This window comes from Devosia sp. MC1541, from assembly GCF_012847305.1.
In the GTDB taxonomy this organism is placed as follows: domain Bacteria; phylum Pseudomonadota; class Alphaproteobacteria; order Rhizobiales; family Devosiaceae; genus Devosia.
The window spans coordinates 1-24334 of sequence record NZ_JABBDZ010000004.1 but is presented as its reverse complement, the minus strand read 5'-3'; the positions used below and the strand labels follow the sequence as shown (position 1 = coordinate 24334).

The following is a 24334-nucleotide window of genomic DNA, read 5'->3' as shown; positions in this document are numbered from 1 at the left end:
AAGGTGGCTGACTTAGGTGAGTGTCCCGCACCGGGGATGGCCTCACCTCCTTGGAGCGTCCCGTAACGGTGCAGACCGGGACTGAATTCGGAAGGATTTGCCATGGCTGGCAGTGTGAACAAGGTTATTCTCGTGGGCAATCTGGGCAATGAGCCCGAAGTCCGCAACCTGCCGAATGGCGGTAAAGTTGTGAACCTTTCTATCGCGACTTCTGAACGCTGGAAGGACCGCAACAGCGGTGAACAGCGCGAGAAGACTGAATGGCATCGCGTGGTGATCTTCTCGGAAGGTCTGGCTCGTGTTGCTGAGCAGTATCTGCGCAAGGGTTCGAAGGTTTACATCGAAGGTCAGTTGCAGACCCGCAAGTGGCAGGACCAGTCCGGTCAGGACAAGTATTCTACTGAGATCGTGCTGCAGAACTTCAACTCGTCCATGGTGCTGCTAGATGGCCGTGGCGAGGGTGAAGGCGGCGGTGGCGGCGGCGGTTTCCGTGGTCAGCAGGAAGACGGTGGTTTCCGTGGCGTCAGCAACCAGGGCGGTGGCGGCGGCGGTGGCTACGGCAACCAAGGTGGCGCATCGCGTCGTCCTTCTTCCAATGCGCCAGTGTTTGAGCCAGGCGGCATGGATGATGATATCCCGTTCTGATGTCGCTTTAGCAGGCATAGAATTTTTGAAGGGCTGCTCGCGAGAGCGGCCCTTTTGCGTTTGCGACTGGCCAGAAGATGAGATTTGGGTTGGTGCGAGGGGGGATGCGCGTTAGAGTTTTGCAATATTGATGCAAAGCATAGGTTTGGTAGAGCGCTTTACACTCGGCAAACGTGGGAATTTTCTTGGAGGAAGAAATGGTACAACGACGTTCAGTTTTGTTTGGCATGGCACTGCTGCCTTTGGGTGCGGCCACGAGTGGAGGGTTGGTTATGGCGCAGGAGGCAAGCGCAGACACAATTCCAACCAGCGGGGGCGATCTGCTCATTCACCCAGTAAACCACGCCAGCCTCGTGTTGGAGTGGGGTGGCAAAGCGATCTATGTCGACCCTGTTGGCGGGGCTGAGCTCTATGCAGACTTGCCGCCAGCCGATGCTATCGTGATCACACATGGTCACCAGGACCACTTCCATCTGCAAACGCTCATGGCCATCGCTGGGGATGCCAAGCTGATTACCAATCAGGAAGTGTTCGACCTTTTGCCTCCAGCACTGAAAGCCAATGCAACTGCTCTGGCCAATGGAGCAGAGGGGAGCCTGCTCGATATTCCGGTGCGTGCTATTGCGGCGCACAACATCACGGCAGACAGGATGAATTACCATCCGGTGGGCGTTGGCAATGGCTACGTATTGAGCTTTGGCGATGTGACTGTCTATGTGGCCGGCGATACAGAGCCCACTGACGACATGCTGGCGCTAACGAATATCACCGTGGCCTTCGTGCCAATGAACCTGCCGTATACGATGACGCCTGACCAAGCGCTTGAAGCGATCAATACATTCAAGCCCAAGATTGTTTATCCCTATCACTTTGGGAAAAGTGACCTCAGTCCACTGGAAACAGGGTTGGGTGAAGGGATCGAGCTGCGCATGCGCAACTGGTACGCGTGAATTAGCTGTCGCGGAACAGGCGCCACGTTCCGCGGCCGCTTTCCTTGGCCTGATAGAGGGCCAGATCGGCGCTGTGATAAAGTGTGTCTGCCACATCGTCGGCCTGACGCACGGCGACGCCAATCGAAATCCCAATCCGACACGATTTGTCGCCGAACATCATGGGGGCGGCGAAGGCCTCCAAAATGGTGCTTGGTAGAGCGTGATCAAAGGGCTCGGAAGCATCCGTCACAATAGCGAACTCGTCGCCACCCAAACGGGCCACGAGTGCCGAGGGAGGGACGACAGCTTTAAGGCGGCGCGCCGTCTCAATGAGGCAGGCGTCTCCTGCAAGGTGGCCGAATGTGTCGTTGATGGTCTTGAAATTGTCGAGGTCGACGAGCAGGAGGGCGCCGACAACCTGAGGCTTGGTACGGCCATGCAGATCATCGAGGCAGGATTGGAAGCGGATGCGGTTGGCGATGCCTGTCAGTGGGTCGGTTTCGGCCAGTAGGCGGGTTTGTTCGACGAGTGCGTGTTCTGCCGTGATGTCCTGCTTGACGCCATAAATCTGCGTCGGGACGCCATTGATGTGATCAATGGCGGCGGTAATGCGCAGAATGCGCTTATTGCCCTTCGCCGTAGTGATGTCAGCGTCCATAGAAAACCCGGTCAAGGTTTCGATGGCACGGGCCCGGCGCTGTTCAAGCTCGGCGGCTGACTCAGCTCTGTACAGGCGCAACACTTCATCGCGCGAAACGATCGTGCGACGTGGCAATTCGAAAAGATCGTAGACGCCATCGCTCCAGGACAGAGTTTCGTCGGGCAAAGTACAGCCCCAGACGCCTATTCGCGCTGTGGCTGCGGCGCGCTCGACGAGCTCGGCGTGATGATCGGCGGCTTTGCGATGTTGGCCAAGTGCGCTTTTGGCTAGAAGCGCTGTCGCCTTGGCGAGGGCCCGATAGAGGTCTGCGGGGGAGCGCCGCTCATAGGTCCAGAACAAGCACCAGCTGGCTTCAGTGGCGTAGGCCGACAGGAATGGCACGCCAATCAGGCTCATGCCATTTGGTAAAGTGTGTACCGTGCCCTCGTCGGACCGGATCGGGGAATAATTGAAATTGGCTAGGGCAAGACCGAGCTGCATATGCCATGCGCCGTCGGCCGACTGTAAGCCCGCGCCTTCCCAGCCAATGGCCATGCGAACAGTGTCCAGCCATTCTTCGTCGGACTGCAAGCGATGCAGTGCCGAGATGAGCGGCTGGGACTGAGACACGATCATATTCCTTAAATTGACGGCGTGTTCATTGTGCGGTGCGTTAGCGCGATGGTTTAGTTTCGCGTCAGCGGAACTTCAGCGCGCAGGCTATCGCCGGACTCGATGTAAATGGCTTCAAAAACGATGCCGATGCTCTCGCCTGTGAGCTGGATCTGAGCCGAGATGTTGAGGTCTTTACCCTTCTCGTCCTGCTCGCGTTCGCGCAGGTTGAAGATCAGATTTCGACCGCGCTTCTGACCAATGGCCGTGGCGTGGAAGGTGGCGTTCGTGGTGAGGGCGGCTTCGTAGCGGCGCGTTTGCTCGTTGAATGCAACGGTGCCGGCGAGCGACATGGTGGTGCCTGCCAGAGTGCATCGGCCATTGTAGTTCACCTTGTCGCCATTCCCCTGGGACATGGTGAGGCGGCAGACCACACTTTCTGTGGTTGCGCCATAAAGCGTTCCACGACCGCGCCATTCCCCAATGTAGGACTTGATCAGGGCGACATCCGCTGGCGCCGCAATGACAGGCGAAAGGCTCGTCGGTGCGCCGACAAAAACTGCGGCCAGTGCAGCCAAGCGCACGAAAGTCTTAAAGAATGTCACGGCCGAAGCCCCCCGGTGTATGCGTTGCGTCTCTCTTTAGGACGCAAAAACTTTTACTTTGTCGGCGTCATGCCTACTGAGAATCGTCATGCGACTCTAGGCGGAGCTCAAACTGAGCGGCAAGCTCGCTCAGCATAATCCGCTATCACGGTTTCGGATTTGTTGCCGATTTTAGATCCGGCGCGTGGGCGTCCATGTTGCTCCCAGCTTCTTCACCGAGTTGAACACTGATTTTTCCCAAGGGCTGGAAGAACTTTCCGCCAGCAACCAGCAGGGCCGGGAGAATGAAAAGATCCCCTATGAGCGCAAAAGCGAGTGTGCCGACGAACAGAGTGCCGAACAGGGCAACCTGTGGCAGGTCCGAGAACACGACGATGAACACGCCCGCGCACAGGATGATGGTGGTGGCGATGATGGCGCCGCCAATGCGGTCGATGGTGTGCTTGACCGCTTCCTTATGCTCTAGGCCCTTGGCTCGGCGAGCATGGAGATAGTGTGAGAGGAAGTGGACGGTGTCGTCGACGGCGATGCCGAAGGCGATGGTGAGGGCGATGACGGTGGTCAGTTGAAGGCCTGCGCCGCTGAAATAGAGCCAGGCTTCGGTTGCTAAAATTGGGAAGAGATTGGGGATCGCCGAGGCCAGCGCGACGCGGAAGCTTTGGAAGGCAAAGCCAATGAGCGCTAGGTTGATAAGGACCGATAGGGTGAGATCAAGCTGGAGCCCGCGGACGATGTCATCGGTGGCCAGAGTGGCTAAGACGCGGAAGCCGCCAACAGTGGCATCGTCAATACCGGCTGCACGAAAGTCTGCCTGCATGGCGTCGACCATGTCCTGCAAAGCGTCGGATTGAATGATCGTGGGGATAAAACCCGTCACGAGTGCCTGCGAGCCTTCTTCATTGATGAAACGGCGCTGCATGAAGGGCCCGACGGATTCAAAGAGCTCGTCATGGGTTAGCCCGGCGGCAGCATATTCGGTGACGCTCGCGGCAGAGATGACCTTGTTTTCACCGACGTGTTTTTCGGTAATCGCGTGGACCGTTTGGATTTTCGTAAAGTCGCGATCACTCAGGCCGTCTCCGGGATCCGCTAGGCCGATGCGGACATAGAGCGGGGCAACGCCACCAACACCTTCGTCGATGCTTTCGGCGGTGGCCAGGGCCATCGAGTCTTTGGCCATGAAATCTTCAAAGGAGAAGTGCGGCTTGATCAGCGCATAAGGAATGAGCAGCAGGAGGGTGACGACAATCGCTGCCACAGAAATTGGCCGACCGAATTTGTTGGCGAGTTTCCAGCTCAAGGGCAGTGGGGCGGTGAGGGCGCGGGAATAGCGCTTGGGCGGAGTAAAGCCGAGCTTGATCGCCAGCTTCAGCAGCAGCGGCAGGAAGGTCATCAGGCACACAAAGAGCAGGAAAGTGCCCATGGCGCCGGCGATAGAGAATTCGCGAATGCCCTGACCCGGCGTGAGGGAGAGCGAGGCGAAGCTGACAAAGGTTGTGAGCATGGTCAGCGCTGCGGCCGGACCGACCAGTTTGACAGTGGCGTCTACGGCCTCGTTGGGCTCCATGCCGTCGCGCCAATAGCCAAGCCAGTTGAAGATGAAGAACATGGCTTCGGCAAAGGAGATCACCAGCACCAGTGTCGTCACGATAATGGTCAGGAAGGTGAAGGAGCCGAAGAAATACAGCGCCGCGCCCATGGTCCACGAGACAGCCACGAATGGGGTGGCGGCGACGAGCAGTGCGCCCCAGAAACTACGCAGCGTGGCAAAGGCAATGACGGCACCAAGGGCAAAGCCCCAGATGGTGAACTTGATCTGGTCCGACACTGAGGCATTGACCATTTCGCCGGTCCAAATCGGCGGGCCTGTAACCTCTGTCTGAATGTCGGCGCTTTCGTAGAGCGCGAGGCTCTCGCGCAAGGAGGCAATCATGGCGGGGGCGCCATGCTCTGACACCATATCCTTATCGGTGAAGACGATGAGGACAACGCCATCTAGGTCCGGCGTGATCAGATTGCGCATCATGGGATCAAATTGCTGCAGATCCATGAGCGTCATCGCCACTTCGTCGGGCGTCAGCATGTCCTCTGGCACAGCGGGAACGGAAGAGCCGTCCCAAGTCGGCGTGCGCATGGTGAAGGGGGACATGGTGCCGGTGACGAACTCGTTGAGTTCTAGCTCAAAGGCGAGACTGCGGATTTCTTCAAGGACCTCGGGCTCGACCAGCCGATCGGCTGTGACCATGACATAGATGTCATTTTCGAAGGTTCCGAAGGTGCGAGAGAGGTCTTCATAGGCGTCATAGTGATCGCCAGAATGGGCGAAGACGCGAAGAAGATCGCCGTCGACATTGGCTTTGGGGAGCTGGCTGAAGGTGGCAATCGACAAAAGTACGACGAGGAGCGCCACGATTTTGGGGTGGCGTAGGGTCGTCAGCCCGATGTGTTCCAGCCCAAAGCCGATAGAGCGCTTGTGCGTGACGCGGTCGAGCGCGCGTTTGAATATGGACGGCTGAGACACTTGCGACGGACTCCCCGGTGTCGGAAATAGATTGCCGGATTTGTATGAAACCACCCTAGGCCCGTCTAGCGACAGAGCGCCGTTTCAAACTTCTGCTTCTCGTTCCAGAGCCTTGAAGCCGTGAAATCCTGTGAAAAGCCCCGTCCACAGGGTGGGGAGGTGCAAAATTGGTAATTTCCGGTGGAATCGCCTATCAATTAGGCCAACTGCATCAATGTAGAATCACACAGTGACAGACACGCCAGAAGATGGGGCCGGCGCTTCGCCAACCTCAGACATCGAACCGATCTACATCACCGACGAAATGCGCACGAGCTACCTCGATTACGCGATGAGCGTGATTGTGAGCCGTGCTCTGCCAGACGTCCGTGACGGCCTAAAACCTGTTCACCGTCGTATCCTATTCTCGATGAGCGAGAACGGTTACGAGTACAACAAGCCGTTCCGTAAATCGGCGCGTGTGGTCGGTGACGTTATCGGTAAGTATCACCCTCACGGTGACTCCTCGATCTATATGGCCTTGGTCCGTATGGCTCAGGATTTCGCCATGGGCGAGATGCTGGCTCAGGGTCAAGGGAACTTCGGCTCTGTGGACGGCGATATGCCGGCCGCTATGCGTTACACCGAAGTGCGCATGCAGAAGATCACCAACTCCTTGCTCGACGACCTCGACAAGGACACGGTCGACTTCCGCGACAACTATGACGGCTCTGAACGTGAGCCGACTGTGTTGCCTGCACGCTTCCCGAACATGCTGGTCAACGGCGGGACGGGGATCGCGGTGGGCATGGCCACCAATATCCCGACTCACAATCTGAGCGAAACGATCAATGCCGCTTTGGCTGTGCTGGACAATCCAGACATCACCGTCGAAGAGCTGATCGAGCATCTACCCGGTCCTGACTTCCCGACAGGCGGCATTATTCTGGGTCGTGCGGGCATCCGTCAGGCTTATGAGACCGGCCGTGGCTCGATCATGGTGCGTGGTCGCTCGACGGTGGAAGAGGTTCGCAAGGACCGTGAAGCCATCGTCATCACCGAAATCCCATATTCGGTGAACAAGGCGCATCTCGTTGAAAAGATTGCTGAACTCGTGCGCGAAAAGCGCGTCGAGGGTATTTCCGACCTGCGCGACGAATCCAGCCGCGAAGGCATGCGCATTGTAATCGAAGTGAAGCGCGATGCGCTTCCTGAGGTCGTGCTCAACCAGCTCTATCGCTACACCCAGCTGCAAAGCTCGTTTGGCTGCAACTTTGTTGCGCTGAACGGCGGTAAGCCAGAGCTGATGAATCTCAAGCAGATTTTGTCGGCTTTCGTGCAGTTCCGCGAAGAAGTCGTAACGCGTCGCGCACGCTTCCTGCTGAACAAGGCGCGTGACCGCGCGCATATCTTGGTCGGCTTGGCTGTTGCGGTGGCGAATATCGACGAAGTTATTGCGCTCATTCGTACCGCGCCCGATCCGGCGACAGCGCGTGAGCAGTTGATGACACGTCGCTGGCCTGCGGCTGATGTTGCGCCGCTGATCAAGCTGATCGACGATCCGCGTCACCGTATGAATGACGACGAGACGTTCAATCTTTCGGAAGAACAGGCTCGCGCTATTCTCGAACTGCGTCTGGCTCGTTTGACCGCTCTCGGTCGTGACGAAATCGGCGAAGAACTGAATGGTCTTGGCACGGAAATCGAGGACTATCTCGACATTCTGCGTTCGATCACTCGTATTCGTGCGATCATTCGCGAAGAACTTGAAGCGATCCGCGAAGAGTTCGGCAAGCCGCGTCGCACTGAGATCACCGACCACGCTGCAGACTTCGATGACGAAGACCTGATGGCGCGCGAAGACATGGTCGTGACCGTGTCGCATGCGGGCTACATCAAGCGCGTTCCGCTCTCGACCTATCGAGCGCAGAACCGTGGCGGCAAGGGCCGCTCCGGGATGGCGACGCGTGAGGAAGATTTCGTTTCGCGTCTGTTTGTAGCCAATACGCATACGCCGGTTCTGTTCTTCACCAACCGTGGTATCGCCTACAAGCTCAAGGTCTGGCGCCTGCCGCTCGCTGCGGTTAACGGCAAGGGCAAGGCGCTGATCAACATCCTGCCACTTGAGCAGGGTGAGCGCATCACCTCGATCATGCCGCTGCCAGAGGATGAAACCACCTGGAGCAACCTCGACATCATGTTCGCGACAACGCGCGGTACGGTTCGCCGTAACTCGCTGTCCGACTTTGTCGAAGTGCGTCAGAACGGCAAGATCGCGATGAAGCTCGATGAGGGCGATTCCATCGTCGGCGTCGATACCTGCACCGTGAACAACGACGTGCTGATGACGACGGCACTGGGTCAGGCGATCCGCTTCCGCGTTGATGACGTCCGTCTGTTCAAGGGCCGTGACTCTATGGGCGTGCGTGGTATCGCGCTTGCCGAAGGCGACACGGTCATATCAATGACGATCATCAACCACTCGGACGCGAGTGCGGAAGAACGGGCTGCCTACCTCAAGATGAGCCGAGCCGTTCGTGGCGAAGGTGAAAGCGAAGAGGGCGGTTCGGACGAAGGTGAAGTCGCTGCTGGCGAGTTGAGCCAGGAACGCTACGCTGAGATGAGTGCTGTCGAGCAGTTCATCTTGACCATTTCCGAAAACGGCTATGGCAAGCGCACCTCGAGCCACGAATATCGTATCACCGGTCGCGGTGGTAAGGGCATCGTGGCCATGGCGGTGAACAAGCGTAACGGCAATCTCGTTGCGTCCTTCCCGGTCGAAGACGCTGACCAGATCATGCTGATCTCGGATGGCGGCCAGACCATTCGTCTGCCAGTGGGCGGTGATAAGCCAATCCGCATCGTGAGCCGTGGCTCGCAGGGTGTGATTGTGTTCAACACAGCTGACGGCGAGAAGGTCGTTTCGGTCGAGCACATCTCCGAGCCGGAAGATGATGAAGGCGTGGTCGTGACTGCAGCTGACGGTGAGGCTCCGGCCGATCCGACTGCGCCAGAAGCGCCGCCGAGCGAACCTGATGCAGGCGAGACGCCTCCAGAGGGCGACCAAGAGTAAATAATTGAAAGGGCCGTTCCATTGGGACGGCCCTTTTGTTTGTGCTGAAATATGAGTTGAGAGAGCTATGCCTTCAACGCGAATTGAAACACGACGTGGCTGGTTGGGAGAGAGGCGACGGGAGTTTCTGGAAGCCGTTCAACGGGCGCTGATCACGGGCATTCTGATCCCCGAAAATGATCGCTGCGTCAGGCTTGTCGAGATTGATGATGAAGCCTTCATCACGGGCAAGGAGAAGGGCCCGGGTTATGTGGTGATTGAGATCAGCCTCTTCACCGGGCGGAGCATTGAGGCCAAGCGTCGTCTTTATGCTGCGCTGGTGGCAGAGCTCGCGCCGTTCGGTGTTGCAGCCCATGACGTCAAGGTGATCTTGCACGAGGTTCCGTGAGAAAACTGGGGGCTGGGTGGCCTTCCGGCCAGCGAAATCGAACTTGGGTTCAAGGTTCACGTGTGAGGCTTTAGGCTCGCCCCCGATAGGGGCTTTGAGAACACGCGCTGGGGGATGACGGATGGTCTCCATGTCTACGCTTCTGCCTTATCTGGTCGCTTGCTTCCTGTTGGCCATCGTCCCTGGTCCGACGGTGACGGTGATCATTGCCAATTCGCTGGCACGCGGCACTAAGGCCGGTCTGGCCATTGTCGCCGGTACGCAGGCCGGGTTTCTGGCAATGACATTTGTCGTCGCCCTCGGCATGGAGGCGCTCGTTGCGTTTATGGGCTGGGCCTTCGACATCATCAAGCTGATTGGCGCTGGCTACTTGGTATATCTGGGCTGGAACATGTTGCGCTCCAAAGGCGAGCTGGGGCAGGGCGCGGTGAAGACTGAGCGCTCAACTTTTCGCATCGCGGTGGAAGGGTTTCTCGTCATTCTGAGTAATCCTAAGGTGCTGATTTTCCTTGGCGCTTTCCTGCCGCAGTTTGTTGACCTCAATCAGCCGGCGTTTCCGCAAGTTATGGCCTTGGGGATATTTTTCATGCTGGTCGCGGGTTCTACGGACGCGCTGTATGCGTTAGTCGCCGGGCGAGCTCGCGAGTTGATCAGCGCACAACGCGTGCAGTTGGTGTCCCGAGTTTCCGGGGTGATCTTGATGCTCGGAGCCGTGTGGCTCGCTTTCATGCAGAAGGCTTGAGGGGGCTGCAGATTTCCACGCTCACCATTTGTAGGTTGCAGAACGCACGGACACATTTGGATGTTGTTACTGACCGGCTGTGGCGCACTTGGTGGCAGCCATATGGAGAGACGTTAGAGAGCGTGCAATCGGCGCTCTCTGCGGTTTTGGACGCGAAGGAGTTTCCTTTTACGCTCGTCGCACTTCTCGAAGGTCAGTTCGCAGGGACTGTTACGGCAATCGACAGCGATATTTTCGAGCGCCCGGAACTATCCCCATGTCTGGCGGCATTATGGGTCGAGGACTGGGCGAGAGGTAAGGGCGTGGCCCGAGCGCTGGTTGCTGAGGTGACCATGCGCCTGCGACAGCTCGAACATCACACAGTCTATCTCTCCGCGAAACCGCCGTTGCAGGCTTTTTACGAGAGACTTGGCTGGCAGATTATTGAGCAGAACGTTGGACTCGAGCTTTTGACCATCTTTTCCAGAGACTTGCCTCTGTCCAGTTCACATGACAAAACGAGCTAACGTACAGGGAGGTTTTTGTGGCTAATCTTGTTGGGTTCTATCCTGGCTCGTTCGATCCGCTGACCAATGGTCATCTCGATGTTATTGAGCGGGCCTGCAAGCTCGTGGATATGCTTGTTGTCGGTGTTGGCGTGAGTGCCACCAAAAAGAACCCTCTGTTCACACACGAAGATCGCACAGAAATTCTGCGACAGGTGCTCGGCCCAATCGGCGTGCGCACGCAGACCGAATTCAAATTCGTCGATTTCTCGGGGCTCATGGTCAATGTGGCGCGCGAACATGGCGCCAAGCTGATCATTCGCGGGCTGCGGGATACGACCGACTATAATTATGAAATGCAGATGGTGGGTATGAATGCGCAAATGGCGCCGGACCTACAAACTGTGTTTCTGCCATCAAGCCCGCCTGTTCGGCACATCTCGGCCACATTAGTGCGTCAGATCGCTGAAATGGGCGGCGATATTTCCGCTTTTGTACCTTCAATCGTTCTCAAGGCTCTTCAAAAGAAATGACCATGATTACTCGCCGTACTTTCGCTGCGCTTGCGCTGAGTGTTTCGCTGGTTGCCGCTCCCGCATTCGCCCAAGAAGGTAAGCCGCACCTCATCCTGACGCTGGAAGACGGCGTGGTCGATATTGAACTGCTGCCTGAATTGGCACCAAAGCATGTCGAGCGCATTGTCGAGCTGACCAAGCGTGGTGATTATGACGGTGTTGTTTTCCACCGTGTGATTGATGGCTTTATGGCCCAGACCGGCGACGTGCAGTTCGGCAAGACTGAGGGCGCTGAGTTTAACCTCGGCCGTGCGGGCATGGGTGGTTCGGATCTCCCAGACGTAGAAGCTGAATTCAACAAGGAAAGCTTCCAGCGCGGTATCGTCGGCGCAGCGCGCTCGTCTGACCCGAATTCGTTTAACTCGCAGTTCTTTATCACTTACGCTGACGCGAGCTTCCTCGACAACCAGTACACCGTTTTCGGTAAGGTTGCGTCGGGCATGGAACTTGTCGATGCGCTCGAAAAGGGCAACCAGTCCAACAATGGTTCGGTCGCTAACCCCGACAAGATCATCGACGCTGAAATCGAATATAAGTAAGAGCTCAGTCAAAGCCCCCGGAGCGTCTGGGGGCTTTGTCATGACTGTGGGAAGTGCCGAAGCGCTTGCGCTTGCTGCCCATACCGCCTAAACCCGCCCAACAAATTTTAAATCAAGAGGCAGTCACATGGCCTACGCCGATCCGGAAAACACCCTCGTCATCGAAACCACCAAGGGCAAAGTGGTTATCGCCATGAAGCCAGAAGTGGCTCCTGGCCACGTTGCGCACATCAAGACGCTTGCTCGTGAAGGCGCGTATGATGGCGTAGTGTTCCACCGTGTGATCGAAGGCTTCATGGCGCAGACCGGCGACGTGAAGTTCGGCAACACCAATTTGCCAGAATTCAACCCAGCTCGCGCTGGTACCGGTGGTTCGAAGTACCCGAACATCAAGGCTGAATTCAACGCTGAGCCACACGTTCGTGGCACTGCGTCGATGGCCCGCGCTCAGGACCCGAACTCGGCTAATTCGCAGTTCTTCATCTGCTTCGGCGATGCTCGCTTCCTCGACAAGCAGTACACCGTTTGGGGCAATGTGATCGAAGGCATGGAATTCGTCGATCAGATCAAGCGCGGCGAGCCAGTGATCAACCCGGATCACATGGTTTCGGTCAAGGTCGCTGCAGACATCACCGAATAATCCTCTTCAGACTGGCGGCCTTCGGGTCGCCAGTTTGTTTTTGGCGACACAGTTCAAACCGTGTTGACCGACTCTGGAATGGAAGAGCGTAATTGCCGATGGGTTGATGGTTCATCCCCGTCGGGTCTTCTAGGGTCGCTGCTTTGAAAATGGATGCAATTCTTTGGGCGCTCGTGGGCGTCGTCGCTGGCGCGTGTATCGCTGTTCAAGCGCCAATCAATGCCAATCTGGGTAAAGCCCTCGAAGTCCCAATCGCGGCGGCGGCTGTGTCGTTTCTGGCGGGCGGGATTGTGCTCTGGGCGTTGGCGTTTTTGTTTAGCAATGTCACCGCCACCCCGATCAATTTTGCAGCACCGGCCTGGTGGACGCTGATCGCCGGCGGGCTGCTGGGCGCGGTCTATGTGTTCTCCAATATCACTTTGACGCCGATGATTGGGGCAGGGGCAGTGATGGCGCTGGCCGTGACCGGACAGCTTATGGCTGGGCTGTGGCTCGATAAAATCGGGTTTATGGGCATGGCGGTGCGTGAACTTAGTGTCGGGCGCATCACTGGTGCGGCGCTTTTGATCATTGGCGCGGTGATGATCCGGGTGCTTTAGACAGTGTTTGCTAGAGCCGTGTTTGTGTTGCGGCGTGAACATGGTAACGAGCCGTCATGCGTGTTTCCGATTTCGACTTTGAACTTCCCGAAGACCTGATTGCCCTGCATCCGGCTGAGCCGCGCGATAGTGCGCGCTTGTTGGTTGTGCGTCCGGGCGAGGCGCTCGTGGATAGCCATATTCCTGATTTGCTTAATCTGCTGCGTGCGGGCGACGTGTTGGTGGTCAATGACACCCGCGTTTTGCCTGCGGAGCTCAAGGGGCAGCGTATTCGGGGTGAGAACCGGGCAGGGGTGTCTTTCAACCTGCATAAGCGCGATGACGCCAATACGTGGCGCGCTTTTGCGCGGGGCGCCAAGAAGCTTGCTGAAGGCGATATGCTCGAACTCGGGCATGAGGGCGAGGCATTGCGGGCTCAAATCACCGAAAAAGGTGACGCTGGCGAGGTGACGATCAAGTTTGAACTCTCGGGCGCGCAGCTCGACGAGGCTATTAAGGCCAATGGCGCGATGCCTTTGCCGCCCTATATCGGCGCGAAGCGTGGCATCGAGGAACGTGACAAGACCGACTATCAGACTGTCTATGCGGCTGAAGATGGTGCGGTGGCTGCGCCGACCGCTGGCCTGCACTTTACCGATGCGCTGCTGGCCAAGATTGAAGCTATGGGTGTCACAATCGAGCGCGTGACGCTGCATGTGGGCGCGGGGACCTTCCTGCCGATGAAGGCGGAAGACACCGACGACCACAAGATGCATGCCGAGTGGGGTGAGTTGGAGCAGGCAACGGTCGATCGCATCAATGCGCGTCGCGCCGCTGGTGGTCGTGTGGTTGCCGTGGGAACGACGAGCTTGCGCTTGCTCGAGTCTGCGTCGCGTCCGACGGGCAAGCTAGAGGCGTTCGTCGGCGACACCGATATTTTCATTACGCCGGGTTATCGCTTCAACACGGTTGATGTGCTGATGACGAACTTCCACCTGCCCAAGTCGACGCTGTTCATGCTGGTGTCGGCCTTTGCAGGCTTTGAGAAAATGCACGAGGCTTATGCCCACGCCATCGCTAATGGCTATCGGTTCTATTCCTACGGCGACTCTTCGCTGCTGCATCGCGCGCCACATGCTGAGGATGCTGCGTGAGTGATATTTCGGCGCCGATCGTCGGTTATTCAAACCGCATCGTTTCCGTCTTGCGCCGTCTGGCGGAGAGCGGTTCGCCGAAGCTGACGTTTGCTGAACTGATTGAGGCGATGGGGCAAAAGTCCCATCGCCTTATCCTTTTGCTGCTGAGCCTGCTCAATATGGTGCCCGGTCCGCCAGGGTTTGGCGGTGTTATCGCCTGGACGATGATCGCTGTCGCGGTTGCCATGCTTTTGGGTCGGACAATCCGATTGCCGGGAATTATCGGGGATCGGCGGCTTCCGGTTGCTCCTCTGCTGAAGGGGAGCGAAATCGTGGCGCGGGTCTCGGCCATCGTGGCGCGGTTTTCGCGGCCGCGCCTGCGCTGGATGACCGGCGCGGTGATGACCATTCCTTATGCGGTATTGGTCGTGGTAGTGGGGCTGGTGATGGTTGTTCCCATCCCGCTGATCAACGCCATTCCCAATGTTGGGTTGTGTATCGTGGCTTTCGCCATGCTGAACCGCGATGGCGTTGCGTTGATCATCGGATTGATTGCCACAGCAATTGGGCTCGCTGTGGCTTTGGCGCTTGTTTATGGTGTTTTCCAGCTGGGAGCCGCGGCCGTTGGGGCGCTGGCTTAAGGCGGATTAGTCGATCCTGGTCAGTTCGCCCGAGAACCCGCATGCGGCGCCGTGATAGTAACCACAGCCTTCGACTTCTTCGGTGATGAGTTTGCCATCGGGTGTGAGCTTGAAGGAAATCTCGCACATGCGGATGTTGTAGTAAGATTGTGGCTCGGACGGATTGTAGTCTTCGTTTTCTACGAAGAAGTTGCCGCCCTCTGCGGTGAACAGCGCTTCACCATCAATGCCACCCGCACAGCCACCAGTGTCGCCAATCGGAACAATTGTTGAGAGCGAAACGCCATAGCGGTCGGCCTCGATATGGGTGATTTCGGCAGACAGGTCGCCTTCACCTTCGCCGCTCCACTTCCCTGCAATATCTGCGTAGGCTGGCGCGGCCATACCGACCACAATCGAAAGCGCTAAAGGGGCAAGGCGCATGCAAGAATCCTCCATATGGTTCTGATATTTTGGCGGAATAATTGAGGCGCAAACAAGTTCTGTGTTTTCTGTTTTGATATGTTTGTTTTCCCGGTCTTCGTAGAACGCATGGGTAATGCGCTGAATATGGGTAACCGCTACGGGATAAGCTCCATTGTCCGACGGCAAACAAACGGCTAGAACGCAGGCCATGAAACAAGTCAACTTCTCGCTTCTCGCCACGGACGGCATGGCCCGTCGCGGTCGTATCGACACGCCGCGCGGTGAGATTAATACGCCCGCATTTATGCCTGTTGGTACCGTTGGTACGGTCAAGGCTATGTATCCTGAACAGGTCCGCGAGACCGGTGCGGATATTCTGCTTGGGAATACCTATCACCTCATGCTGCGTCCGGGTGCGGAACGCGTCGCCAAACTGGGTGGCCTGCATGACTTTATGGACTGGCAGCGCCCGATCCTGACCGACAGTGGCGGGTTCCAGGTTATGTCGCTGGCGAAGCTCCGCAAGCTCACCGAGAAGGGTGTGACCTTCAAGTCGCATATCGACGGTTCGAGCCACGAATTGACCCCAGAGCGGTCGATCGAAATTCAGACGCTGCTCGATAGCGATATCATTATGCAGCTGGACGAATGTATTTCGCTGCCAGCGCCGCGTAAGGAAATCGAGCGCGCAATGGAGCTGTCGCTCCGTTGGGCTGACCGCTCTAAGGTTGCGTTCAACAACCAGCAGAACCGTGCGCTGTTCGGCATCGTGCAGGGCGGGGATGACCCAGAGCTGCGTGCCCGTTCAGCTGCGGGCCTGAAGTCGATTGGCTTTGATGGCTATGCTGTGGGTGGTCTGGCTGTGGGTGAGCCGCAGGAAGTCATGTTCCGCGTGCTTTCTGACATTACCCCAGAACTGCCGACCGAGCGTCCTCGCTATTTGATGGGCGTTGGTAAGCCGGATGATATTTTGGGCGGTATTGAGCGCGGTATCGACATGTTCGATTGCGTTCATCCGACCCGTGCTGGCCGACACGGTCACGCCTATACGCGTTTTGGCGTCATTAATTTGAAGAATGCACGCCATAAGGAAGATCATCGCCCGCTCGATGAGGCTTCGCCAAATCCAAATTGCCGTCGTTGGAGCCGAGCCTATCTGCACCACCTCATCCGTACCGAGGAAATCCTGGGTGCGATGATCTTGTCGCAGATCAATCTGGCTTACTATCAAGAGCTTACGGCAGCTGCTCGCGCGGCTATTTCGGCCGGGCGCATGAACGATTTCGCTGCAGAAACTCGCGCCCAGTGGGCCGCTGGGGATATTGCGCCACTCTAATGGTCGAAGAAGGGTTGGAACACATGGGTAAGTCTGGTCGTAAGGCAGGTTTCGAAGCGCTGAGCGAGATGGTCGATGTGATGGCAGAGCGCCCAATGCGTCTGCTGTTCGCTGAAGACCCAAACCGTTTCAAGCGCTTCTCGGCGGAAGGTGCTGGTATTCTTCTCGATTATTCGAAGAACCGCATCGATGAAGAGGTCATGGCCGCTCTGTTTGAGATGGCACGTGCAGCGGGCGTCGAAGAACGCCGTGCGCAGATGTGCGAAGGCGAACACATCAACATCACCGAAGATCGCGCCGTCATGCACATGGCGCTGCGCTATCAGGGCGACAAGCCGGTGGAAGTTGATGGCAAGGACGTCATGCCAGACGTTCGTGAGGTCCTTTCAGCCATTGAGGCCTATACCAACGCTGTGCGTTCGGGCGACATTCGCGGCCATGGCGGCGAGCAGTTCACCGACATCGTCAACATCGGTATCGGTGGCTCGGACCTTGGTCCGGTAATGGTCACACTGGGCCTTGCGCCATACACCCGTGCCGACCTGCGCGCGCATTATGTGTCGAACGTCGATGGCGCGCATATGCATGACACGCTCAAGGGGCTTGATCCGGCCAAGACGCTGTTCATCGTCGCGTCCAAGACCTTCACCACCGACGAAACCATGACCAATGCGCATACGGCGCGCAATTGGTTGGCTTCGGCGCTCGGCGAAGACGCTGTTCCGAACCACTTTGCCGCCGTTTCGACCAATATCGCTGCCTGCGCTAAGTTTGGTATCCGCGAAGACCGTATCTTCGGTTTCTGGGACTGGGTCGGCGGCCGTTATTCGGTATGGTCGGCGATCGGCCTGCCAGTGGCACTGGCCGTCGGCTTTGACAATTTCAAGAAGTTCCTGGCTGGCGCCGACGCTATGGACCGCCACTTCCTTGAAACGCCACTGGAAAACAACCTGCCGGTGATCATGGGCATGTTGGGCGTGTGGTACCGCAACGCTTGGGGCTTCTCGACCCATGCTGTGCTGCCTTATGACCAGCGCCTGAGCCGCTTCCCGGCCTATCTCCAGCAGCAGGACATGGAAAGCAACGGCAAGTCCGTGACGCTTTCGGGCAAGAACGTTGGCTGGTCGACTGGGCCAATCGTCTGGGGCGAACCCGGCACCAATGGTCAGCACGCATTCTACCAGCTGATCCATCAGGGGACGGACGTTATTCCGTGTGATTTCCTGATCGCTGCGCAGCCACATGAACAGCTGCCGCCGCATCACGATAAGCTGGTCGCCAATGTGTTGGCACAGTCTGAAGCGCTGATGCTTGGCAAGACCGAAGTTGAGGTCGTCGAAGAGCTTAAGGCTCAGGGCCTGTCGAAGGACGAGATCAAGGAACTGACCCCGCATAAGGTGTTCCCCGGCAATCGTCCGTCCAACACGCTGTTCTACAAGCAGTTGACGCCGGAATTGCTCGGTGCGCTGGTTGCGCTCTACGAACACAAGGTGTTCGTACAGGGCGTTATTTGGAATGTGAATTCCTACGACCAGTGGGGCGTTGAGCTCGGCAAGCAGCTGGCTAAGGCTCTGTTGCCAAAGGTGCAGGGCGAACAGGCAGCAGAAAACCATGACAGCTCCACGCAGGGGCTCGTCAAATACTACCTCGCCAACAAGGCATAAGAATTGATTATCACTACCGAGGACCAGCTCGTTAAACTGAAAGCTATCGGCCGAATTTGCGCACTGGCGAGAGACGCCATGGCGGAAGGACTGCAAGCCGGTATGACGACACTCGAGCTGGATGAGATTGGCGCCAAAGTCCTTGCGGAACATGGCGCTCTTTCTGCCCCGGTAGTGACTTATCAATTCCCAGGTCAGACCTGCATTTCGGTCAATGAAGAGATCGCCCACGGCATTCCCGGTAATCGGATTTTGCTGGAAGGCGATCTCGTCAACATTGACGTCTCTGCCGTAAAGGACGGCGTCTATGCCGACTGCGGCATGTCGCTGGTATTAGGCGGCGGGAGCCCGCGCCTGCAAAACCTCTGTCGCGATGGCAAAAAGGCGATGTGGGCTGGTATCCGGGTTGTGAAGCCCGGTGCGCGCCTTGCCGATATTGGTGACGCCATCGGCAAGTTTGCCAAGAAGGGCGGCTATACGCTGATCCGCAACCTCGCCAGCCACGGTGTTGGCGATAGCTTGCACGATGAGCCGGGGCAGATTTCCACCTGGCCGGATAAGTCGGAGCGCCGCATTATCCAAGAGGGTTTGGTGTTCACGGTTGAGCCATTCCTATCGCTCGGCGGCGAATGGGCTGAACAAAAATCTGAAGACGATGAGTGGACGCTCATCGCGGAGCCAATGGCTCCGACCGTTCAGTATGAGCACACGATTGTTGCGACCAAGAACGGTCCGCTTGTCGTCACCGTCGCAGCTTAAAGTACGGTAAGAAGAAGCGGTCCGAACAGGATCGCGAGAATGCCCAAAGGGAAGCGCAGGTGATTGAGCCTGCGCAGGCTGGGCATGCTGGCCCAAGTGCTCAGCACCAAATAGATCAGCAGAGCGATAATGGCTGGGAGCAGGGCATTCAGATTGAATGCGCCGGCATTGTTGATCTGCAAATAGCCCATAAAGCCCACAGCATAGCCTAGAAGGGCCGAGAGGATGACCGTGGCGGCCTTTGCCGTGATCAGGAGGGCCATGTCTATGGTATTGCTTGCTAAGAGCAGGGCAACGCCCGTTGCAATGACGTGGAGCGTGATCAAGGTGCTGAAGATGCGGTTGTCCGCTAGCATGGCGGCCACGCCGGGCACGCCGACCTGACCAACGAGGCCGATGACGGGGATGTCGCCAACGTAGCGACGAACCAGCCAGATCGTATAGAGCATGACCAAGGTGGAGACCGCAGTCACCAGCAGGGTTACAGCCATGACCTTGATGAGATCTGCCAGATCGTTCGACATGTGTGCCCCTTAGAAGTCGCTTGTCTGCCCATAGCATGGGGCAGGGCTGATTCTAAAGCGAGCGACGGCGCAGTGCACCACTCAGAGAGTTTGGCGGGCCTTTGCGGGCGCCACGCTGCACGCGAATAGGCTTGCGGAAGTCCTCGGCGAGCTCGAAAGCGTCTGCGCGATATTCCAACTCTGCATAGGGATCAGGATCGAGATCTGTCTGGGTCATAAAGCTGAACCGCTCAGGTACACCATTCGCCCAAGGCATTGAAATCTGATTGGGAATAAAAAGGAAGTGGTACGCCGGGCGGGGGTCGAACCCGCGACCATTCGATTAAAAGTCGAATGCTCTACCACTGAGCTACCGGCGCCCGCTATGTACGCCCTGCGGCGTTGGGGCGGAACATAGCTAGAGTTCGCGCCAAGTCAACCGCCCTCATGCGGTTCCTGTGCAAACAATTGGCGGCCTTCATAGCTCACTGGCAGGCAGGAAAAGGCAATTCGTTCAAGTCGTTCGCACATTTGCCTAGCTTCTGCTAGGGTTTCCATGGGCCCAACAAGGATGCGGCTACCCTGGTCAGTCTGCGCACTCAGGACTGGGGAAAACTCCAGAAGGAGTGGTCCCAGCTTCATTTGAAGGTCTCGCCAAGTGGCTTCGGCATTTTGTGGCGCAACGAATCCGCAATGGCAACACCATAGGGGATCGGGTTCGGTGGCACCGAATTGGGCGCGTCACTGAGCGGCGCAGGCATGGCTTGTGGTAATGTGACCGGAACGGATTGGGCGCCGGGCAAGGGGGATTGGCGGATAGCAACGCTCCCACCAAGTGCAGCCATTTCAATCGGTTCGGAGGTCTGGTCGACAGTCGCGGTCAAACTGGTGACGTCGACGGTTGGTCGCGGGATCGCTTCGACAATATTGGGTATGGTAACTTCTAAGGCACTTACCCGGCGCAACACGTCTTTGCCCGATTGGTCTTGGAGCTGGGTCTGCGACTGTAGGGACTGATAGTCCTGATTGAGTTTTTGCAGATCACCTTGCAGGCCGCTGACCTGTTCGCGCAGACCTTCTACAGAAGTAGAGTTGATGCGGGGCGTATGTAACGCTTTGATAAAATCGTATGGTAAGATTGCGGAAACATTGGAGCTGATGACTGCAAGTGCCGCCGCGGCGAGGGCAATTAGGCCCCAAAATGTCACGTCGGATTGCCGAAAATGGTCCGATGCTCTAGCCAATCGCTGACCTCAAATGTTTGGCCCGAATCGAGCCTTATGTTTGAAATGAGGATTGGCCTGTTGTTGTGGGTTCGCCAATAGTTGTTGGCTATTTATTTACCATAAGCCGAGTGATTTTCGGTATTGGAGTGAGCGTTATGGCTGATTTGCTTTCGATTATCCTCGCGGCTGGCGAAGGGACGCGAATGAAATCCGCTTTGCCTAAGGTATTACACCCCGTGGGTGGATTGCCCGTGGTAAGCCATGTTTTGCGGACAGCAAAATCTTTTGGGTCGCGCATTGCTGTTGTTGTGGGGCCTGGTCATGAGGCAGTTGAGCAGGCAGTAACGCGGTTCGAGAGCAATGCTTTTATTGCGCGCCAGCTAGAACGTCTTGGGACAGGCCATGCTGTTCAGCAAGCACGCGAAGCGTTTCAAAACGAAACTGGCAACGTTCTCGTACTATACGCCGACACCCCGCTCGTGACCGAGAAAACAATCGGCCAGATCGTCGGAAGACTTGATGCGGGCGCAGATATGGTTGTGGTTGGTTTCAGGCCACACAATCCCACCGGATATGGTCGCCTTCTCACGGACGGCAATCGGCTCTTGGCTATTCGCGAGCATAAGGATGCGAGCGATGAGGAGCGCCGCGTCGGCCTTTGTAATTCCGGCATTATCGCGTTTAATGCCGATACGCTTCGCGCAGTTATTGATCGCATTGATAACAAGAACGCCAAGGGCGAATACTATCTGACTGACGCGGTAGAGCTCGCGGTCGCAGATAAGCGCCAGATCGACTATATCGAAGCCGATGCCAGCGAATTGGTTGGCGTGGATAATCGCACCAAGCTGGCTGAGGCCGAGGCGACTTTCCAGCAGTTCAAGCGCGCTGAGATGATGGAAAACGGGGTAACGCTGCGTGATCCGCAGAGCGTGTTCTTCTCCTGGGATACGGAATGCGGGCGTGACGTGACCATCTTCCCCAATGTGGTTTTCGGCCCCGGCGTTAAGATTGCCGACAATGTCGAAATTCGTGCGTTCTGTGATCTCGAAGATGTCGTGATCGGTGATGGCGCCAGTATTGGTCCCTTTGCGCGTGTTCGTGGCGGCGCGGAGTTGGGCAAAGATGTTCACGTCGGAAATTTTGTTGAGGTGAAGAAGTCAAAGCTCGCCGATGGCGTAAAAGTGGGACATCTCAGCTATTTGGGTGACGCGGAGATTGGCGCCAAAACAAATATTGGCGCAGGCACGATTACGTGTAATTACGATGGCGTTAACAAGGATAAAACCGTTATTGGTGCAAATGCCTTTATTGGCTCAAATGCGTCGCTCGTCGCGCCTGTTGTGATTGGTGATGGTGCCTATACTGCTTCGGGAAGCGTCATAACCGAAGATGTTCCGGCTGATGCTGTAGCTTTCGGGCGCGCGCGTCAGGAAAACAAGGCTGATTACGCGCCAAAGCTGCGCGAGCGGGCCCTCGCGAAGAAGGCCGCGAAAGGGAAGTAACGATGTGCGGTATTGTCGGTATTGTCGGTGACGCGCCTGTCGCCGGACGATTGGTGGATGCTCTCAAGCGCCTAGAATACCGCGGATATGACAGTGCTGGCGTAGCGACGCTGGAAGGCGGCGAGATTGCTCGCCGCCGCGCTGAGGGGAAGCTGGGCAATCTGGCGACCAAGCTTGGCATGGAGCCGCTGGGGGGCACGATTGGCATTGGCCACACCCGCTGGGCGACCCATGGTGCGCCTACAGAGGCCAATGCCCACCCGCATGCCACCAAGCGCGTTGCTGTGGTGCACAACGGCATTATCGAGAATTTTCGCGAGTTGCTCGCAGATCTCGCTAAAGATGGCTATGTGCCAACAAGCCAGACCGATACCGAAAGTGTTGCCCTGTGGATGACGCGCGAGCTGGATCATGGCGCCGACCCTGAACTGGCCGTCGCGCGTACGTTGAAAGCGCTTAAGGGCGCGTTTGCACTCGCCTTTATGTTCAAGGGGCAGGGCGATTTGCTGATTGCCGCGCGTCACGGCGCGCCACTGGCTGTGGGCTATGGCGAGACGGAGATGTATCTTGGCTCAGACGCAATGGCGCTCGCTCCCTTTACCTCGCGCTTGACCTATCTCGAAGATGGCGACTGGGCGGTGATGACGCCGAAGGGCGTCACCATCCGCGATGGCAAGGATGCTCTCGTTGAGCGTGCTAAGATGGTGTCGCAGGCGTCGGCTCTCTTGGTCGACAAGGGCAATCATCGTCATTTTATGGCTAAGGAAATCTACGAGCAGCCTGAAACCATATCGCACACGCTGAGCCACTATGTGGATATGGGGGCTGAAAAGGCTTCTATCCGCGAGAGCTTACCATTTGATTTTGCTGAGCTTTCTCGTTTGACGATGTCTGCGTGTGGTACGGCTTATTATGCCGGTGCCATCGCGAAATATTGGTTTGAGCGCTATGCGCGCTTGCCGGTTGATATCGATGTCGCGTCAGAATTCCGCTATCGCGAGCCGCCGCTGGAAAAGAACGGGCTGTCGTTCTTCATTTCGCAGTCCGGCGAGACGGCTGATACTTTGGCCGCTCTGCGCTATTGCGCCGGGCAGGGGCAACATGTGGCGTCGCTGGTCAATACGCTGGAATCGACCATCGCACGTGAATCGGGTGTGGTTTTCCCGATCCTTTGCGGGCCGGAAATCGGCGTTGCCTCCACGAAGGCGCTGACGGCGCAGTTGACCGCTTTGGCAAGCCTTGCCATCGCCGCTGGCCGTGCTCGCGGCGCATTGAGCGCCGAGCAAGAGGCGGAGATGGTTCGGGCGTTGACGGCGCTGCCGAGTGCTGTTTCGGCGGCCTTGGGCACCGAGGCTGTGATCATGGACATCGCCAAACGCCTCTCCAAGGCTAAGGACGTGCTCTATCTCGGCCGTGGCCCGATGTTCCCGGTCGCCATGGAAGGTGCGCTGAAGCTCAAAGAGATCAGCTATATCCACGCCGAAGGTTATGCAGCAGGTGAACTGAAGCATGGGCCGATTGCGCTGGTGGATGAAGCCATGCCGGTGATTGTCGTCGCTCCTTCTGATGAATTGGTCGATAAAACGCTGTCCAATATGCAGGAGGTCGCGGCACGCGGGGGTAAGATTATTCTTATTACCGATGCTGAAGGGGCACAGCACGTCGGGCATGGCGTTGCGGATATTATCGAAATTCCGCACGTGCATCCGTTTGTGGCGCCGATTTTGGCACTGATCCCAGTGCAGTTGTTGGCCTATCACACGGCGGTATTTATGGGCACGGACGTGGACCAGCCGCGGAATTTGGCCAAGTCGGTGACGGTGGAGTAATTTTTGTCCCCTGGTGTTTGCGCCGAGGGGCCGTGGGGTGCGCAGTACCCCCACCCAACCTCCCCCTGGTAGGGGACTGTTCATTTGGGACTCCTTATGAGGTGTCTGTTGAAGAACAGATTGAGCGTAATCTCGAGCATCTGCACTGTTTTGGAGACGCGCTTTGTCCGCCGATTGAACCGCGCAAGATTGTCCCTGATTGAGGAATTAGAGGACTCAATCAGGTGGGTTTGCGCCTTTGTTTCCAAATGTGGCACGGTCACGCCATTGCGCTTGAAAGCGAGTGCGTAACAAGAGTTGGCATCGGTAAAGATGGCCCCGATCTCACCCACAGCCTGCAGGGCCAAGCGGTAAGCCGTGATCGCACTTTCTACGC

Annotated in this window: 25 protein-coding genes and 1 tRNA gene; 17 read left to right on the top strand and 9 right to left on the bottom strand. The window is 57.1% G+C overall.

Annotation, left to right across the window (positions count from 1 at the left end; genetic code table 11):
- Nucleotides 1–102: 102 nt before the first annotated feature.
- Nucleotides 103–645: a single-stranded DNA-binding protein gene (gene ssb / locus HKD40_RS06090; protein ID WP_169194852.1), complete on the top strand. Its 543-nt coding sequence runs from the start codon at nucleotides 103–105 to the stop codon at nucleotides 643–645.
- Between the two features lie 197 nt (nucleotides 646–842).
- Nucleotides 843–1595 carry an MBL fold metallo-hydrolase gene (locus HKD40_RS06085; RefSeq protein ID WP_169194851.1) on the top strand — a complete coding sequence of 251 codons (753 nt, stop codon included), beginning with the start codon at nucleotides 843–845 and terminating at the stop codon, nucleotides 1593–1595.
- 1 nt (nucleotide 1596) lies between these two features.
- Here the strand turns inward: HKD40_RS06085 and HKD40_RS18170 are convergent, their stop codons facing one another.
- The 3 genes from HKD40_RS18170 to HKD40_RS06070 all read right to left on the bottom strand — a co-directional run bounded on the left by HKD40_RS18170 (nucleotide 1597) and on the right by HKD40_RS06070 (nucleotide 5955).
- Entirely contained in the window at nucleotides 1597–2847 is a 1251-nt protein-coding gene (locus tag HKD40_RS18170; protein ID WP_169194850.1) for a GGDEF domain-containing protein, read from the bottom strand.
- 56 nt (nucleotides 2848–2903) lie between these two features.
- Nucleotides 2904–3434 carry a hypothetical protein gene (locus HKD40_RS06075; protein WP_169194849.1) on the bottom strand — a complete coding sequence of 177 codons (531 nt, stop codon included), beginning with the start codon at nucleotides 3432–3434 and terminating at the stop codon, nucleotides 2904–2906.
- Between the two features lie 145 nt (nucleotides 3435–3579).
- Complete coding sequence (locus HKD40_RS06070) at nucleotides 3580–5955, bottom strand: efflux RND transporter permease subunit (protein WP_169194848.1); 2376 nt, start codon at nucleotides 5953–5955, stop codon at nucleotides 3580–3582.
- Between the two features lie 229 nt (nucleotides 5956–6184).
- On the opposite strand from HKD40_RS06070, the gene gyrA reads away from it, so the two are divergent.
- The 10 genes from gyrA (at nucleotide 6185) to HKD40_RS06020 (ending at nucleotide 14731) form a co-directional block, all read left to right on the top strand.
- Nucleotides 6185–9007, top strand: coding sequence for a DNA gyrase subunit A (gene gyrA / locus HKD40_RS06065; protein ID WP_282567593.1), 2823 nt, complete (start codon nucleotides 6185–6187; stop codon nucleotides 9005–9007).
- A 67-nt stretch (nucleotides 9008–9074) separates the two neighbouring features.
- Nucleotides 9075–9395 (top strand): tautomerase family protein, encoded by a 321-nt coding sequence (locus HKD40_RS06060; RefSeq protein ID WP_248305942.1) that lies wholly within the window; start codon nucleotides 9075–9077, stop codon nucleotides 9393–9395.
- Nucleotides 9396–9525: 130 nt separating this feature from the next.
- The gene (locus HKD40_RS06055) at nucleotides 9526–10137 is read left to right on the top strand and encodes a LysE family translocator (protein ID WP_248305941.1); all 612 of its coding nucleotides are present in this window, start codon (nucleotides 9526–9528) and stop codon (nucleotides 10135–10137) included.
- Nucleotides 10110–10643, top strand: a complete 534-nt coding sequence (locus HKD40_RS06050; protein WP_169194846.1) for a GNAT family N-acetyltransferase — start codon at nucleotides 10110–10112, stop codon at nucleotides 10641–10643. The genes HKD40_RS06055 and HKD40_RS06050 overlap by 28 nt, the downstream gene beginning before the upstream one ends.
- A 17-nt stretch (nucleotides 10644–10660) precedes the next feature.
- Nucleotides 10661–11155, top strand: a complete 495-nt coding sequence (coaD, locus tag HKD40_RS06045; RefSeq protein WP_169194845.1) for a pantetheine-phosphate adenylyltransferase — start codon at nucleotides 10661–10663, stop codon at nucleotides 11153–11155.
- Between the two features lie 2 nt (nucleotides 11156–11157).
- Nucleotides 11158–11736 (top strand): peptidylprolyl isomerase, encoded by a 579-nt coding sequence (locus tag HKD40_RS06040; RefSeq protein WP_169194844.1) that lies wholly within the window; start codon nucleotides 11158–11160, stop codon nucleotides 11734–11736.
- A 127-nt stretch (nucleotides 11737–11863) separates the two neighbouring features.
- Nucleotides 11864–12376, top strand: a complete 513-nt coding sequence (locus tag HKD40_RS06035; RefSeq protein WP_169194843.1) for a peptidylprolyl isomerase — start codon at nucleotides 11864–11866, stop codon at nucleotides 12374–12376.
- Nucleotides 12377–12525: 149 nt separating this feature from the next.
- Complete coding sequence (locus HKD40_RS06030) at nucleotides 12526–12975, top strand: DMT family transporter (RefSeq protein ID WP_210257045.1); 450 nt, start codon at nucleotides 12526–12528, stop codon at nucleotides 12973–12975.
- Nucleotides 12976–13031: 56 nt separating this feature from the next.
- Nucleotides 13032–14108 (top strand): tRNA preQ1(34) S-adenosylmethionine ribosyltransferase-isomerase QueA, encoded by a 1077-nt coding sequence (gene queA / locus HKD40_RS06025; RefSeq protein WP_169194842.1) that lies wholly within the window; start codon nucleotides 13032–13034, stop codon nucleotides 14106–14108.
- The gene (locus tag HKD40_RS06020; protein ID WP_169194841.1) at nucleotides 14105–14731 is read left to right on the top strand and encodes an exopolysaccharide biosynthesis protein; all 627 of its coding nucleotides are present in this window, start codon (nucleotides 14105–14107) and stop codon (nucleotides 14729–14731) included. Before queA ends, HKD40_RS06020 begins: the two co-directional genes overlap by 4 nt.
- Before the next feature lie 6 nt (nucleotides 14732–14737).
- Here the strand turns inward: HKD40_RS06020 and HKD40_RS06015 are convergent, their stop codons facing one another.
- Nucleotides 14738–15154: a hypothetical protein gene (locus HKD40_RS06015; protein WP_169194840.1), complete on the bottom strand. Its 417-nt coding sequence runs from the start codon at nucleotides 15152–15154 to the stop codon at nucleotides 14738–14740.
- Between the two features lie 190 nt (nucleotides 15155–15344).
- Here HKD40_RS06015 and tgt point away from each other — a divergent pair, with 190 nt between their 5' ends.
- Genes tgt through map form a run of 3 tightly spaced genes read left to right on the top strand, consistent with a single transcriptional unit; the run spans nucleotide 15345 to nucleotide 18895 of the window.
- Nucleotides 15345–16472 (top strand): tRNA guanosine(34) transglycosylase Tgt, encoded by a 1128-nt coding sequence (tgt, locus tag HKD40_RS06010; RefSeq protein ID WP_169194839.1) that lies wholly within the window; start codon nucleotides 15345–15347, stop codon nucleotides 16470–16472.
- 23 nt (nucleotides 16473–16495) lie between these two features.
- A complete protein-coding gene (pgi, locus tag HKD40_RS06005; protein WP_169194838.1) occupies nucleotides 16496–18136 on the top strand; it encodes a glucose-6-phosphate isomerase in 1641 nt (546 codons plus the stop codon).
- Nucleotides 18137–18139: 3 nt separating this feature from the next.
- On the top strand, nucleotides 18140–18895 hold the full coding sequence (gene map / locus HKD40_RS06000) for a type I methionyl aminopeptidase (RefSeq protein WP_169194837.1): 756 nt from the start codon (nucleotides 18140–18142) through the stop codon (nucleotides 18893–18895).
- On the opposite strand, the gene HKD40_RS05995 is transcribed toward map, so the two are convergent.
- The 4 genes from HKD40_RS05995 to HKD40_RS05975 all read right to left on the bottom strand — a co-directional run bounded on the left by HKD40_RS05995 (nucleotide 18892) and on the right by HKD40_RS05975 (nucleotide 20642).
- Nucleotides 18892–19419, bottom strand: a complete 528-nt coding sequence (locus HKD40_RS05995; protein WP_169194836.1) for a hypothetical protein — start codon at nucleotides 19417–19419, stop codon at nucleotides 18892–18894. The two genes, map and HKD40_RS05995, sit on opposite strands and share 4 nt — an antisense overlap.
- A 52-nt stretch (nucleotides 19420–19471) precedes the next feature.
- A complete protein-coding gene (locus tag HKD40_RS05990) occupies nucleotides 19472–19636 on the bottom strand; it encodes a hypothetical protein (protein WP_169194835.1) in 165 nt (54 codons plus the stop codon).
- A gap of 67 nt (nucleotides 19637–19703) precedes the next feature.
- A tRNA-Lys gene (locus HKD40_RS05985) sits at nucleotides 19704–19778 on the bottom strand.
- 258 nt (nucleotides 19779–20036) lie between these two features.
- Nucleotides 20037–20642, bottom strand: a complete 606-nt coding sequence (locus tag HKD40_RS05975) for a hypothetical protein (RefSeq protein ID WP_169194834.1) — start codon at nucleotides 20640–20642, stop codon at nucleotides 20037–20039.
- Between the two features lie 137 nt (nucleotides 20643–20779).
- Here HKD40_RS05975 and glmU point away from each other — a divergent pair, with 137 nt between their 5' ends.
- Nucleotides 20780–22129 carry a bifunctional UDP-N-acetylglucosamine diphosphorylase/glucosamine-1-phosphate N-acetyltransferase GlmU gene (glmU, locus tag HKD40_RS05970; RefSeq protein WP_169194833.1) on the top strand — a complete coding sequence of 450 codons (1350 nt, stop codon included), beginning with the start codon at nucleotides 20780–20782 and terminating at the stop codon, nucleotides 22127–22129.
- Between the two features lie 2 nt (nucleotides 22130–22131).
- The gene (glmS, locus tag HKD40_RS05965) at nucleotides 22132–23958 is read left to right on the top strand and encodes a glutamine--fructose-6-phosphate transaminase (isomerizing) (RefSeq protein ID WP_169194832.1); all 1827 of its coding nucleotides are present in this window, start codon (nucleotides 22132–22134) and stop codon (nucleotides 23956–23958) included.
- Nucleotides 23959–24038: 80 nt separating this feature from the next.
- Here the strand turns inward: glmS and HKD40_RS05960 are convergent.
- On the bottom strand, nucleotides 24039–24334 hold a 296-nt coding region (locus HKD40_RS05960), incomplete at its 5' end, for an IS1 family transposase (protein ID WP_169194831.1).